The sequence below is a fragment of the Nonomuraea sp. NPDC005983 genome (assembly GCF_040614375.1).
Classification (GTDB): Bacteria; Actinomycetota; Actinomycetes; order Streptosporangiales; family Streptosporangiaceae; genus Nonomuraea.
In genome coordinates this window covers 21,366-35,367 of record NZ_JBEXUP010000059.1, presented here as the reverse complement: position 1 = coordinate 35,367, position 14,002 = coordinate 21,366, and the positions used below count along the sequence as shown (strand labels likewise).

13 protein-coding genes and 1 pseudogene are annotated in these 14,002 nt (G+C 63.4%); 6 read left to right on the top strand and 8 right to left on the bottom strand.

Going from position 1 to position 14,002, the window contains the following annotated elements; all coding sequences use genetic code 11:
• The 4 genes from ABZ297_RS24895 to ABZ297_RS24880 all read right to left on the bottom strand — a co-directional run.
• Positions 1-298, bottom strand: a 298-nt coding sequence (locus ABZ297_RS24895; protein ID WP_355350518.1) for an RICIN domain-containing protein, incomplete at its 3' end; no start/stop codon positions are given.
• A 168-nt stretch (positions 299-466) separates the two neighbouring features.
• On the bottom strand, positions 467-826 hold the full coding sequence (locus tag ABZ297_RS24890; RefSeq protein WP_355350516.1) for a transposase family protein: 360 nt from the start codon (positions 824-826) through the stop codon (positions 467-469).
• 755 nt (positions 827-1,581) lie between these two features.
• Positions 1,582-2,235: a hypothetical protein gene (locus ABZ297_RS24885; protein WP_355350514.1), complete on the bottom strand. Its 654-nt coding sequence runs from the start codon at positions 2,233-2,235 to the stop codon at positions 1,582-1,584.
• Positions 2,235-2,429 (bottom strand): hypothetical protein, encoded by a 195-nt coding sequence (locus ABZ297_RS24880; protein ID WP_355350512.1) that lies wholly within the window; start codon positions 2,427-2,429, stop codon positions 2,235-2,237. The genes ABZ297_RS24885 and ABZ297_RS24880 overlap by 1 nt, the downstream gene beginning before the upstream one ends.
• A gap of 387 nt (positions 2,430-2,816) precedes the next feature.
• Between ABZ297_RS24880 and ABZ297_RS24875 the strand changes: the two genes are divergently transcribed.
• Positions 2,817-3,005 (top strand): hypothetical protein, encoded by a 189-nt coding sequence (locus tag ABZ297_RS24875; protein WP_355350510.1) that lies wholly within the window; start codon positions 2,817-2,819, stop codon positions 3,003-3,005.
• A gap of 158 nt (positions 3,006-3,163) precedes the next feature.
• Here the strand turns inward: ABZ297_RS24875 and ABZ297_RS24870 are convergent, their stop codons facing one another.
• Entirely contained in the window at positions 3,164-4,276 is a 1,113-nt protein-coding gene (locus ABZ297_RS24870) for a hypothetical protein (RefSeq protein WP_355350508.1), read from the bottom strand.
• Positions 4,277-4,442: 166 nt separating this feature from the next.
• Between ABZ297_RS24870 and ABZ297_RS24865 the strand changes: the two genes are divergently transcribed.
• From ABZ297_RS24865 to ABZ297_RS24850, 4 genes and pseudogenes are all read left to right on the top strand, one after another.
• Positions 4,443-5,525 carry an integrase core domain-containing protein gene (locus tag ABZ297_RS24865; protein WP_355350506.1) on the top strand — a complete coding sequence of 361 codons (1,083 nt, stop codon included), beginning with the start codon at positions 4,443-4,445 and terminating at the stop codon, positions 5,523-5,525.
• Between the two features lie 55 nt (positions 5,526-5,580).
• Positions 5,581-5,883 (top strand): annotated as a pseudogene (locus tag ABZ297_RS24860) (endonuclease NucS domain-containing protein); the annotation flags it as partial.
• Positions 5,884-6,192: 309 nt separating this feature from the next.
• Complete coding sequence (locus ABZ297_RS24855; protein WP_355350545.1) at positions 6,193-7,266, top strand: hypothetical protein; 1,074 nt, start codon at positions 6,193-6,195, stop codon at positions 7,264-7,266.
• A gap of 344 nt (positions 7,267-7,610) precedes the next feature.
• A complete protein-coding gene (locus ABZ297_RS24850) occupies positions 7,611-7,739 on the top strand; it encodes a hypothetical protein (protein WP_355350504.1) in 129 nt (42 codons plus the stop codon).
• A 62-nt stretch (positions 7,740-7,801) separates the two neighbouring features.
• Here ABZ297_RS24850 and ABZ297_RS24845 read toward each other — a convergent pair whose 3' ends face one another.
• A complete protein-coding gene (locus tag ABZ297_RS24845) occupies positions 7,802-8,098 on the bottom strand; it encodes a hypothetical protein (protein WP_355350502.1) in 297 nt (98 codons plus the stop codon).
• A gap of 107 nt (positions 8,099-8,205) precedes the next feature.
• Here ABZ297_RS24845 and ABZ297_RS24840 point away from each other — a divergent pair, with 107 nt between their 5' ends.
• Positions 8,206-8,892, top strand: a complete 687-nt coding sequence (locus ABZ297_RS24840; protein WP_355350500.1) for a hypothetical protein — start codon at positions 8,206-8,208, stop codon at positions 8,890-8,892.
• A 268-nt stretch (positions 8,893-9,160) separates the two neighbouring features.
• Here the strand turns inward: ABZ297_RS24840 and ABZ297_RS24835 are convergent, their stop codons facing one another.
• Both ABZ297_RS24835 and ABZ297_RS24830 read right to left on the bottom strand, forming a co-directional pair.
• A complete protein-coding gene (locus tag ABZ297_RS24835; RefSeq protein ID WP_355350498.1) occupies positions 9,161-10,588 on the bottom strand; it encodes a hypothetical protein in 1,428 nt (475 codons plus the stop codon).
• Entirely contained in the window at positions 10,581-13,970 is a 3,390-nt protein-coding gene (locus tag ABZ297_RS24830; RefSeq protein WP_355350496.1) for an AAA domain-containing protein, read from the bottom strand. The genes ABZ297_RS24835 and ABZ297_RS24830 overlap by 8 nt, the downstream gene beginning before the upstream one ends.
• Between the last annotated feature and the right edge of the window lie 32 nt (positions 13,971-14,002).

Below are 14,002 nucleotides of genomic sequence, written 5' to 3'. Positions count from 1 at the left end.
CGTCGCCGGCGTCGCGCAGCTCGAACTTCTCGTTGTCTTGGGTGCCGGTGTCATACTGGTTCAGGCTGGCGCCGTCCTTGAGGCTGGCGTTCTCGATGGCCAGCACCTTGCCCGAATGCTTGACCACGATGCGGACGTAGCCGTCGCCGGCGTCGCGCAGCTCGAACTTCTCGTTGTCTTGGGTGCCGGTGTCATACTGGTTCAGGCTGGCGCCGTCCTTGAGGCTGGCGTTCTCGATCGCCAGCACCTTGCCCGAATGCTTGACGATCAGCCGGGCTCGCGGCGGGAAAGGAGCCATGGGTACCTCCTTGGTAGGGGAATTCGGGAGCAGGACCCTGACACACACCGGACGGTGCGGCCCTGCCAGTGGTCACCACATTGAGCCGGTCGACATTCAAGGGTCAATAGAGAAACAGTGGCCATATCAGGACATATTTCTCTGGATAGGTGACTAAATGAGCTGTTCTCAGTAGTCGAAGATCACATTGTGTGGCGCCGATGGGGTCCAGTCGTGCTCGTGATGAAGGAGAACCAGCGCCGCCTGAGTGATTTTCCCGATGCGCCAGGGATCGAGGCTGACCCGGCGCAGAGCCTTGAAGGTGACCGTGAGTAGAGCATTTGCGCGCTTGCCGACCCCACGCAGGCCCCGCAGCAGTTTGTTGAAGGTGTGCTGGTCATCGCTGAGCCTGTGCTGGTGACGTTTCTTCTTCACCGGGACGCGGACGACATCGGCGGCGCCCTCATAGCCCAGATCGGCCAAGGCCGGCAGGTCGGCGCGGACGGTGGCCAGGGCTGTGATGATGCCGTGGCGGCGGGCGCAGGTCATAATGCGGTGGCGGAGTGTGACTCAGCCGTCCATCCACTGGAGTGGGCCAGACGCTCAGTCTGTACCGTGGTAAACGCAGCCGAGACGCTTCTGAGCTGTGATCGCCACGTTGATCGGCGAGCGGCTTGACCAATTCCTGAGCCCAGTAGCAGGCGAAATCCGAACCGAAGTACCCGCCCGGTCCTTCAGTTTGGCATTCCCTTGGGCTTCTCGCAGGTCTGACTTGACCTGGCAGGCGAGCGGCGTGCTGTTCCGCCCCGCCGCCCGGCCGTCGATGTGCCGGATGCGTGCCGAAGAGCATGTGACGAGCATGAACTCGGCCGTCTGTACCTCTCGGAAGAGGGTCGAGAACCGAGAAAACGCAGGTCAGATGGGGTGCAGGGTGGTAGGGCGCCCGGGGCTCGAACCCGGAACCTACGGATTAAAAGTCGACAGAAATTATGTCGGGCCCTATCGCGCCGTACCTTAACGTATCGCTCTGTCCGCAAATGCCGGTGTCGAAAATGCCCAAGAATGCCGCCCGGTGCTATGCCGTATCAGGTACCGAAGAGCATCCGACGAGCAACCGTGGGGTAGTTGGAATTCCTTGGCTGTTTCTGTTTTACGTTCGATTTGCGAGCTGACGCCTTGGGGGCATCGGTGCTGATGGTGTCAAGGGAGTCGCCCGTCGCGCCGAACCGGTGATCGCCCCCGTAGCCGGGAACAGTGCGGCCTCGAGGCAGACGGCCCGTTGCTACATCCCCATTTGCAGGTCGTTAGCTGACGTTGCGCTGTCCGCCAGCCCGCAGCGGGGTGACGGTGCCAGCGGTAGCCCGGGCCATGCGCACCCGGCGCCAAGCCGTGGTCCAGGTGACCAGATCGTCCTCACTGCCGCCACACCCATGAATGAAGGCCATGACCACCTTGAGGGTGGGCAGGCGTGGCGGCCTATTGGCGTCGAGGGCCTCGCACAAGGTGCTGGCCCCGACGGTCTTGCCCGCGTTGCGGGCGATCTCGCGGAAGGACGGCTCGCCCGCCCACACGTGGAATTCTCGCATCACCGCGAGGAACTCCTCCTTTGAGGAGGCGCGCATCGGGTCCGGTTGGAGGTCATATCCAGGGAGATCTGCCCGCAGCCGGTGCACTCGATTGTTTTCGAACCAGGGATGTATACCGGATTCCCCATCGCGCCACATCTCCCAATAGCGACGGGCCTGCTGTGTGATCGAACGGTCAGTTTCAAGAGCCTTGAAGATGCGCTCGTAGAACTGCCAAGGGCATCTCTTCCCCTCTCCGCTCAGGGCCGGGGGAAGAAGGTCCATGGGTGCAGTGGCACGCTCGGCCAGAATGTCGAAGGACATATTCTGGCGCTTCACTTGCGCAGCGATAAGTTTGCCGAGTTCAACGCTCGGATAGATCGAGCGGGCCATCATCGGGCCTTGTGCGGCTGAAGCTTGCCGAACCGAAGCGCCGCTCCGGTGATCGTCGTAATCAGCAGCGCGATCATTTCCGTGGTCATGCCGCCCGCGTGTGCTGCGGCTGCGAAGACCACCAGGATGATGACGAGGATCAGCGCCGCGGGGACGTTGCCGATGCTGGGGATGCGGATACAGGCAGCGGGCACGCGTACTACCGCCTTTCACGTCGTGTTCGCCTGAGCAGGCAGGGGATAACCGGGTCAGCGAGGCCGGAAGCTGCAACCTCTTCGGTGACCGCGCACGTGGTTCATGATGGCGCATCACATCAGCCACGCGCATCCGAAACCCATTCTCCTCAAGGGTGCAGAACCCTGTTTCGCTTCAGCTTTCGCCAGACAAGAACCTGCGACGTTTCCTGCAGTTCGACCGTGTTCGAAAGCGTTCGGTCTTGTCCATTGGCGCTCTGAGTTGCTTGGACTACAGAAAGAGGGCTAGGCAGACCACACAATGGTCACCAGGAGCGGAGAACAGACAGCTTGCTCGCTGGTGTGCCCCGTGCCGTCCCCGCCGATCGGGGGCCCTTTGATGTCGCGTTGTCTGAGCAGGCAGGGATGTCGAAGGCCAGGGGCCCGCTGCTGCAACAGCGGGCCCTCTCATCACCGCACCCGGGCACGGCCGCCACCGTCGACCGGGACCGCCACCGTCCCGGCCAGGCTGATGTCACCCACAACACCATCCTGAACACCGGGTACCGGCAGCTGTCGGGCTGGGCTGACGGCTAACTCATCCACAAGATCCGGCCAGGCCCCTACACCGCCGCGCCCATCCGCCAGCGCTTCCGCGGGGCGCTCGCAAACGGGTCTGACGATCTTCATCGAACACGGCACTCGGCGACTACATCTGGCCGGAGTGCCCCCGCACCCGGGGCTCGAACCGGAATCTACGAATTAAAAGCGGCGATACGCGCATCAATGATCATCCGCTCAATGGCGGTGTTAAGTTGCCGCGGGTCCCTTGTAGGGGCCTCGGCGAAAAAGTTGATGACATCGTCGTCGCTGAGTCGTGCGACCAATCTCGCAATCGCATCGGCGCTGTCAGCGGCCGTACGATGGCTTAGGAGCAGCTTGAGTAGACCCTTTCGCGCGACTTCAGCTTGCAGTGCACGTTCCGCGCGCTTTGCTGCGGGTGTTGGGTCCGCCGCCGCCACGGCGGTTAGAAAATCTGGGTAACCGATCGTGATATCGAGATGAGGCGGGAGCGGCTGCACGTCTGTCGTCCCCGCAAGAAGTGTAGGAATGGCCGTCTTCCGTACCCACTCCTCAAGATCGCGCAACTCGTGGATCAGGATGTTCCATGACTCATCGTGCGGCCGCTGAATGGCGATCTTGGGCCAGATGTCGAGCGCTACCTGCACGCCTCTGGGAATGCTCGCAAGCACATCACCTACTGCGATGGGACGGTCAGAGGCTGGTGAAAGCACCATGCCCTCAACCAGTTCCTCCGGTCGGACCGCTCCGAGATGCACAGCAGCCACTGCCGGGGTGCGATGCTTTGCCCAATTCGTATGCGCAACCAGGCGACGGAGGGGATGATCAGCTGGCTGCTGGCGATGGTACGGCTGAAGGTCGCGAAGCCGCTCACACAGATCTTCGCCGGCCTGTAGAGGGCGGAGACTGGCGCGGCTTGACCTCTGCAGCCACTTGAGGAAGCCGTCGCTGGTTGTTTGGGCGGGCATCTCGATACTGATCGCTTCCTGCGCAGTCAGTGCACGCCCGAGCCGGAATTCGATCTCGGCATACACGACGTGCTCGAGGGCGGAGCGCAGCTGGTTCAGTGCGTCGGCCGCATACCGCGGTAAAGCTTCAGGCAGGGGCGCGATGCGCGTCACCGTCGCCCGGATCCTTTCGCCATCTTCGACGTCTTTCACATCAAACGGAACCTTGCTCATGTAGGCGTGTTGGATGCGGGCTGTGGCGGCGATCAGGTCGTCTGCATGCGCGAGGCTGAAGAGGACATGGCGCTGGTGATTCGGCAGCCAAGGGTAGTCACTCACGCGGCAAGCGTAGATCGTTCCCGTCGTCGGCGGCTGCTGCGGGCGCTTGAGGGTGCCTGTGGGGTTCAAGAACTCGAATCACTCTCAGCGCAGAACCCTCGTCCGGTTGAGCGGGAGGGGGTGAAGGCGCCGAGTGACCAGCCCGGGTCGGCTGGGATCAAGTCTCGTGATCTTCTCTACGGTGTACGCCGTCACTCGGCACCTGCTGTCCTTGCCCGCACTTCTGCTACGCCGCAATGTCTCCAAGGAGGCGGAACTGCTGGTGCTTCGGCATCAGAACACGGTCCTACGCCGCCAGGTCCCACGGGTGCGCTACGAGCCAGCCGACCGCTTGTGGCTGGCGGCGCTCTCGCACCTGATACCCCGCCATCGCTGGGGGAAGGTTTTCCCGATAGCCCCGGCCACCCTGCTGGCCTGGCACCGCAAACTCGTGGCGAACAAATGGGACTACGGCAACCGTCGCCGTCCCGGACGGTCACCGACCGCGGCTGAGGTCAAGGCACTCATCCTGCGCATGGCCGCGGAGAATCCCCGCTGGGGTCACCGGTGCATCCACGGTGAACTGACCCGCCTCGGCCACAAGATCGCCGCCGCGACCGTGTGGAACATCCTGAACCGGCCCGGGATCGACCCCGCTCCGCGCCGCAGCGGGCCGACGTGGAAGCAGTTCCTGACCGCCCAAGCCGAGCGCATCGCCGCCGTCGACTTCCTGCACGTGGACACCGTCAACCTCAAACGCCTGTACGCCCTGATCATGCTCGAACACGGCAGCCGCCGTGCCCACCTGCTCGGCGTCACCGCCAACCTCACCGGCCCGTGGATCGCCCAGGCCGCCCGCAACTTCCTCATCGACACCGACACCGACACGACGAAGCTGAAGTTCTTGATCCGCGACCGTGGCGGCCAGTTCACCGATGCCTTCGACGCGGTCTTCGCCGACGCCGGCCTGCGCGTCATCAAGAGCCCACCGCAGGCCCCGAAGGCGAACGCGGACTGCGAAAGGATCATCGGCACCCTACGCCGCGACCTCCTGGACAGGATGCTCATCCTCAATGAGCGCCATCTACGCCGAACCCTCACTCGCTACCTGGAGCACTACAACACGGCTCGGCCTCACCGTGGTATCGGACAGTTGTCCCCGTCGCAAGCCGAAACCGGACCGCCAACCCCCAACGACCTGGCCGACCACCGAGTCCACCGCAGATCCATCCTCGGCGGCCTCATCAACGAGTACCAGATCGCCAGCTGAAACCACCGAAGACCGGCAGGCCAAACACCCAAATCCTATTATTGAGCCCCACAGGGTGTTGGTCACTTGGGGTAAATGTCGGTCGAGCCTTCTATGGTTGTGTTCCCGATCAATCGCAGGAGATGCCGTGGCCGTCCCACACGAGAACCACATCCGCAAGCGTCTCGCGCAACGGCTGGATGTCCTGGAGGCGGGCCTGCGTTGCGTCACTGAAGAGTACGTGGTGGCGAATGAGCAGGGCGCTGGCGGGAGGATCGACATTCTCGCCCGCGACCAGCACCGCATGTGGGTCGTCATCGAACTCAAAAGGGCGAACAAGACGGCGCGCGAGGCCACGCAGGAGATCGCGAAGTACGCCGAGCTGCTCCGACAGGAAAAGAGGCTCCGCGCGGATCGGCTCAGGGTGATCGTGGTCGCCCTTGAGCCACAATGGGCAGAGTTGCTGGCCCCCATCAGTAACCTCGCCCGGGATTGGCACCACGACCTTCGTGGATACAGCTTGAATGTTGACGATGTCGGGAATCCTCTGGATGCGCGCCGCGTGGACCTGTTGCCGGAACCGCTTGATCAGAAGCTCACGTCCGTACACCACATCTACCTGTTCGAGGAGCCAGCACGTCGAGACCGCTGCTGGCGTCAGGTTGTTCAGCGTGCGGCGGAAGTCCACGTGAACGATCTCGTGGGTGTCGATCTCGACTATTGCGGTTCGTCAGAGATGGTGGTTCATCCGTACGCGCTCTATATCGCCCTAGGGAGTGTTGATCACAGCGCAGAGGAGTCGCTTTGTTTGGACGGTTGCAACCATTATGTTGTAGCTGCGGACGACCGCAGCCAGTATGAGCATCCGGACGAGTACAACGCACTGTGCCATATAACGAGTTCAGTCCTCGGCGACAGCGCTGAAAGCGGCTATCCCGACAAGTTCGCTGAGCTCGTCCTCGGCCTGGATTGGGAGGTCGCCCAGGTGCGTGCCACTGGTGTCTTCTCACTCGATGTGTACGAGGACGACGACCTCGTCAACGCTCTCCGGGGGAATGAGGGGGGTGCGCAGGTTCTCTTCCACGGCAGCGCCAGCACGAAGGTTGTCTCTCAGTGGGGAGAATTCAGGCGGTCGATGGCTGCGTGCCTGGCTGGGAACGACGACTGGATGGAACTTGTCGGTGGCTGGTTGGATGCCGTTGCCGGCCTACCAGTCGAGCTCGACGTCACCGTGCACATTTATAACCCTTGCGACCTGTTGGCAACGCTTGTCCTTGGGTTGCCGGAGTCTCTCCAGGAGTATCACTCCGAGAGCATGGTCGCCGGGATGGCTGAATACGTTCCGATGGTCTACGCGACCGCGGTCCCTCGCGACCGTGATCACTATGCTCACGAGCTTCGCGGGATCCTCCGCTGGAACGGCAAGACGATCCCCGACCTTCGCGACCGCGTCGAGAGGGTCTATCCAGATGGTCTCAGCTGGCAGATTGCCCGGTGGGGTGGCACCTGGTGGCAAAACGATCGTGACCTCCTGCGCATGCTCGGCATGCGATATTTAGCGGAGTGGGCTGTTCTCGCTCCCTTGCCTCAGCGAGGGTTCGAACAGTGCGATGGAGGGGTCCTCCTGCCGAGCGATTTGGATCCAGCCACGGTCCAAGAATGGGGTGGCTGGCTCGGGCTCGCCAGTTTCATCGAGCGGCATCGTGATGAGATTCTCCTTCTTGCCCACAATTATCGGCGCGGGTGGATTCCCGGCGACTGACACAAATGCGTGGTCCGCTCACGGGAGGATGAACCGCAGGACGGCGAATTACGGCAGCAGCAGGTTGATCGCCACCCCGATAGGGATGGACGTGAGCACGCGGGCGGGCCTGAAATTCCGCCTAACGCCCGGGTACGCAGGAGGCCCACGTGCGCGAAGACGGCCTCATGACGCCCCGTCAGCGGACGTGCGTTGCTTCGCGGGGGCGCGACTACCCCAGTGGGTCGACGCAGCCAGGCACGTATAGCGATTCCTGTGAGGAGCCTTGTGAGCACGCTCGGTAGTTTCATCTGGTCGATCGCCGACCAGCTTCGGGACCCTACCGCCCCAACCAGTACGGGAACGTGATCCTCCCGTTCACGATCCTTCGGCGCCTCGACTGCATCCTGGAGCCGGACCGCGAGACTGTCCGAGACTTGGCCGCGGCATGGCGCCTGCCGAAAATTGCATGCGCCCAGGTCATGACCATGTGAGGACTTCGCTTGGCGGTGCAAGCTCCGGCCACTCAGAAGACGGAACGCGTACGGCACGATGATCAGCCGTGCTCCTTCGCCTGGCCTACCTCACCGTCACGAGCATGTTCGCCGCGCTGCGGTTGCTGCCCATGGGCGATCGGGATAAGGACGTGGAGATGCTCGCCCTGCGCCACCAGATCACCGTCCTTGAACGCCAACTCGGCGCCGACACCAGAGTGAGCTTCGTACCCGAGGACCGGGCCCTTCTCGCCAGGCTCCTGACCTCGCTGCCCCGAAAGCACCTGCGCCGACTGCAACTCCTCGTCCGCCCGGACACCGTCTTGCGCTGGCACCGCGACCTGATGAAACGGCGTCACGCCCGTACCTGCCGGCCGAAGCGGCCTGGGCGCCCGCCCACGGTCCGCTCCATCCGCGCTCTCATCTTGCGCCTGGTTCGGGAGAACCCGACTGGGGATATCGGCGAGTGCATGGTGAGCTCGCCACACTCGGCATCAAGGTCGCGCCGTCCACGGTCTGGGAGATCCTCAAGCAAGAAGGCCTTGATCCGGCACCCCAGCGGGCATCCACCACGTGGGCCGACTTCCTGCGCTCGCAAGCCGACGCCCTACTGGCTTGCGATTTCATCGAAACCGTCACTTTGAATGGGCAGCGCCAGTACATCCCGGCTGTCATCGAGCACGCCGGCAGGCGCATTCGCGTGTTGGGCACCACCGCTCACCCGACCGCCGGCTGGGTGATCCAGGCGATCAGGAATCTCGTGATGGACCTGGAGGACGCGAACTGCCGGGCACGCCTTCTGATCCGAGACCGAGATGGGAAGTTTCCCGCCCGCATGGACGGAATCCTCGCCGACGCAGGTATCCAGACCGTACTCACCGGTATCCGGATGCCGCGAATGAATTCCATGCAGTCCTGCCGCCACGAACTCCTGGACCGCTGCCTGCTCTGGAACGAACGCCACCTCAGGCACGCCCTACGCGAGTACGAACTGTTCTACAACCGGCACCGAGCCCATCAAAGCCTGGCCCAAGCCGCCCCGCTGCGTACTGTCTCGGACCCGATCACGGATCCAGAGCGAATCGCCGACCTGAACATACGCCGACGAGACCGACTTGGTGGCGTCCTTCACGAGTACTCACATGCCGCTTGACCTGCATGGATGAAATTTTCGGCAGGCGCAATGTCGTGGTGCTGCTGGAAGGTCGGATCGAACGCCGCAAGTTACTCGGAGGAGCGATCAACGAGTACCACCGAACAGCGTAGCGGACCCAGAGAAGCGCCAGCTCAGAGGACGTACACGAGATTTGAAGCGGTACAGGTGACGGTTACGTCCCACCGAGTGGTGTAGATCAGGATCGCTTTGATGAAGCCCAGGACATAGGGCGCCGCTCGCGCTGCGCTTCCCCATGCTGGGCCTCTCAGCGCCTAGCGGCCGTGTCAGCTCGAGTGATCAGATCGACATAGTGGTCGTACTGCTCGTCGACGTGCGCCTTGTCGCGGACGAGCGTTCCTTCCTCTGGTCGGTAGGTATGCGTGGGCTGGTCGCGAAATGACAGCCAGTCGAAGCCGCTGTTCACCCAGATGTCGTCGAAGATCAGGATGTTAGCGTCCTGGTCGGCCACGTGAGCCACCGTGAGCCGAGGATATCGGCGGGCAAGCGTGCGCAGCCGACCGAGAGCACTGTTGTCACTGTGGATAAGGTCGCTGCCGAGGCCATAGGCGATGTGGGCGGTCAGGGCCGATCGGCGCAGCATGGTCTCCAGTTTGGCTATGAAGTCGCCAGTGACCACGGCATCTCGCACGAACGGGGCGGCCAGCAGGAATCTTATGCAGGCGGTCTCGAGCGCGGTCATCAGCAGGTCCCGGTGCTCGAACAGCGGCACTGAGCGGACGGTCAGGGCGTCCAGTTCGGCGCGGGCGGTGACGCTCTCATGCCCCTCGGTGTCCGACAAGCCCGTGGAGGGTGTGCCATCGTCGGATGGCGGGGTGTCGGCCCGGCGTTGCAGGTCGCGAACCACGTCGTAGGGCGTGCGCCGATGACGCAGCGGTGCCGGCAGATCCGGCTCGCCGACGGCGGGCGCGATTTCTATCTTAGTCCGTTCTAGTCCGCCGACCTGATGCAATGCGCTGTCGTGGGGCTCGCTAAGCGTGTCGTCGACGACGAGGTTGAAGCGCTGGTCATCGGCCGTGTCCGAAATAAAGACCAGCAGTACGGCGGGCAGGTAAAGCCGCGGCTGGCGGGTGATCGCCTCGACACTGAGAAGTTCGATTTCCGGGTGGCCATTGTCCTGCTGGGCCTGACGCAGGAGCAGGTTGAGCCGCCGTGGGGTCACATCGCTGGTGGCCACTTCCGCAGTGCGAGCGGGCGGAAGAATCAGCATGCCGAGCGCATCGGCGTCGGCCCGGGTAACCAGATCGGATCGGCTGTGCGGGGTCGGTTTCCACAGCAGTCGGTCGAACGCCGACTGGTACTCGGTGCGTTGCGGGGTAATCGTGGACAGTTCCTCGACCGCGCGCTGGCCGCCGTAGGTAAGCAGGACCTTGTGCCCGCCCAGACTGTCCGGCCGGTACTCGATGGTTTCGGCCGATAGCTGGTGCACAACAGCGTCCGAGACAGTCGGCGCATCAATGCCCAGCACGGCCGCCATGTTGCTGATCTTGTGGATGCCGTAGTCAGCCAGTCGCAGCACGAACTCGTCCACTAGGGGGAGCCTTTTGCGTTGCTGCGCCAGCACGTCGAGAGTGAGTAGAGACACCGGTACGGCTGCTTCGCCAGCGTAGGCAAGCCGGTAACCGGGGTGCTGGTCGCTGTAGCGGCGTGCCGCGATGACGGTGGTGTCAGCCATTGCTCGCGTCTCCGATCCTACAGGTGGCGTCGTGGCGCCGAATGTGGGTCAGCACCTTGCTCAACGGGCCGCGTACCGATTCGCAGAATGAAGCGTCGCCGACGATGACCAGGCCGTACCGCGACCGGGACATGGCGACGTTGATGCGCCGCCAGTGCAGCGGTCCGAGGAACCCCAGCTTGCGCTGATTGTTGCTGCGGACCACGGAGTAGAGGGTGACGTCGGCTTCGCGTCCCTGCACGGCGTCGACGGTATTGACCTCGATCTCCAGCTTCTCCGATCGTAGACCGGCGGCGGCGTGGTGCAGCCGTTCTCTCTGCTTGCCGTAGGCGGTCAGCACCAAAACCCGCAATGGTCTCCCGCCCGGCGGTGTGATCACTTCCTTCTCCAGCGCCGCACGCAGGGTAGTGATTGTGCGGCGGATGATGTGTACTTCACAGTGGTTGACCATGCTGGTGCCGTCGGCTTGTTCACGCCGATCTGCTATCGCGCCGGTATCCAACCAGGTGACCGGCTTAAACAGTACGTCCCAACTAGGTAGCGCATCTGTAGGCATCGACACTAGCTGACCGCCGTAGAAGCAAGCCGACACGAGGTCACCGATGCCGGGAACCATCCGGTACTGCTTGGTCAGCTGGTATCTGGCGGCAGCGGGCGCGTGGTCCAGCAGCCGTTGGAACAGGCTCTGCTCGATGTCAGCGCGTTCAAGGCCGTGCCGCTCCATCAGCTCAGGATGGTCGAGGACCTCTTCTTGCATCGGCGGAAGCTGGTTGGAGTCGCCGACCAGCACCCATCGCTTGGATCTCGACAACGGCACCAAGGTTTCGGTCGCGGTCGCCTTCGACGCTTCGTCCAAGATGCACAGGTCAAACTGGAGGTCTCGGACGGCGGGGTGCGACAGGAACCCCAGACAGGTACCAGCGACCACCCGCGACGCGCGCAGCACCACGCCCTCCAGTTCGCGACCCGATTCGATCCGCTGGAACCACTCTGCTTGCAGGGTCAGCAGGTCGACGAGTTTGCGTAGCTGCTCATCATTGCCAACGACGGCGTCGAACGCGTCCCGGGCGACCTGCAAGGTCAACTCCTGCGGCAGGTCCAGATCTCCGCCCAGGGCCAGGTTGGCCCGCTCACGCAGATAGTCGATCCGGTCGCCGAGCGCTTGGACGCGGTCGTTGAGCGAGGCGGTCTGCGCTTCGGCGTCCTGCTCTCCGAAATCGGGCAGCTGACCGTGCACGCTGCTGGATCTCGTGTCGAGGCCGTCCAGCCGAGCTCGGGTATTGCCGAGTTCGCGCAGCGCCTCGATCAGCTCCAGGATTGCCGCGGCACCTTCCACGTGGCCGAGGTCAACGCCAAAAGCCGTGGCGCGTCGTTTCAGCTCAGCCTCGGCTCGCTGTCGGACCTCACGGATCATTCCGGGCATCTTCTGGTCGAGCAGATGCTCGCGGGCCTCAGCGGCGATCCGCGGGTCGTCGTCCTTGCCGAGCCTGACCAAATGGTCCACGCCGGCTTCGGAGAGTCGTACAAGTGCGTTGTCGACCGCGACGTGGGCCTGGCTAACCAGCAAGATCCGCGCGTCAGGCTTGCGCGCCAGCTCCTGCTGCACCAGTTCGGTGATGAAGCTCGTCTTGCCAGTCCCCGGGGGGCCCTCAAGTAGGAAGAAGTCGGCGCTGCCCATCGCCGTCATGACGGCGGTCTTCTTGTCGTCGTCCAGCGCTCTGCCCGACCACTTGTCGATCACTCGGGCGATCGGGACAGCGATTCGCGTGGGGTCGAGCAGCAACGTACGCAACTGCGGACGGACCGAGATCCCGGCGCGGACGTTGACGACGGCCTCGCGCTGCCGACGCAACGCCGACGCAGTCGGCGCAGAGTGCTGTGCTAGCTCACCGGAGGGCGGCAGGCTCTTGATCTTTCTCGGGTAAGCGAGCGTGATGGTCGTGTCGTCCTGGGCGATCACGACGCCGGGACCGCCGACGGGTCGCCCCGCCGGGCCGCGGCAGACCCGATCCTTCCCTAGAAGGTCGGAGTCGCTGGTCTCGCGAAGGTGGAACTTGACGCGACGGCCATCGATGTCGATCGACTTGTACGCTAATGGCGTTTCCCGCTCGAGTTCCAGATTCTCCTTCGCCTCGATTAGGTCGATCCACTTGTCGAACATCACGTTCTCGGTCCGACGATGCTTCTCGTCGTCCAACCGGATGTAGTGGTCGTCGACGCCAGCAAGGATCAATTCTTTGGCCGCCATGGCCGCTGCGGGCGGCTGGGGGCGCGACGTCCACACGATCTGATCGCTGACCGGCCAGCCTCGCCGACGCAGGCCTTCAAGGACCGACTCGGCGGCATTGTTGACCTTGGTCAGGACGAACTCGGGCCGGTCAGGCTGCACCGCGAGCCGTAGGCGACGCTCTCGACCGATTAGCTCCAACGTGTCGATCGACACGTTACCGACGCCGTCGGTGTACCTCAGCAGATGAGCACCTTGGGCCAGCTCACTGGCAAGGGCCTGCTCGATCGCATCGGAGTCACGGTCCAGCGGCGGCGCGGCCAATCTCCGGGCCGCGTCCTCGCTAACCCGCAGTTGCAGTCGATGGATGTACGTCGAGAAACGGCGCTGACGGCTGGACTGGATCTCCCGTAGCCGACTGCGCAACACCACCGCGTTCTGCGGCCGGGCCAGAGGGTCCAGGCTGGTGCACTGGGTGAGCAGGTCATGGACCTGTGGTGGCACATCGAGGTCGGCCAACGCCGCCGGGATGTCGGGATAGTCATCGAACGGGCCGCTGGTCAGGCAACGCAATGCGGTCGCGGCGAAACCCCACACGTCCCGGCTCGCGCTGGCCATGCCCTGCAGATCCGGTGGTGCGTACGGACGCGAGAAGTGCTCGACGAGCGTGAGCCCCGTGACCATCTGGCTACGGATCTTGCTGATCCCGAAATCGGCCAGCATAGGGGTGCCGTCCTCGGCGATCAGGATGTTCGCGGGTTTGACGTCGCGGTGAACGACGTCCCGTTGATGCGCGTGGGCCAGCGCCTCGACCAGCGGGAGCCCCCACTGGTCGGCGAAGTCGTCCCAACCCAGATCCCCGTCCGCTGGTAGGACCTCGGGCAGGTTCTTGTCCAACCAGGGCATGACCAGGTAGAACGCATCCTCATGCTCATCTTCGCCGAAAGCGCGCAACGAGACGATGTTCGGGTGATCCAGCAGGTAGAGGGCCTCGACCTCACGGCGGAAGTATTCTTTCTGGATCTCGTCGGCCTCACGCCGGGAGATGAGTTTCAGGGCGACCTGGGTTCCATCGTCGCCGTCGATCGCCTTAACGATCTTGCCCTGGCCGCCGATGCGCTCGGCGTCGGCGCCGACGACATACCTGTTCGCCACTAGACGCAACGTTAAGTCCCCTCGCCGTGTTC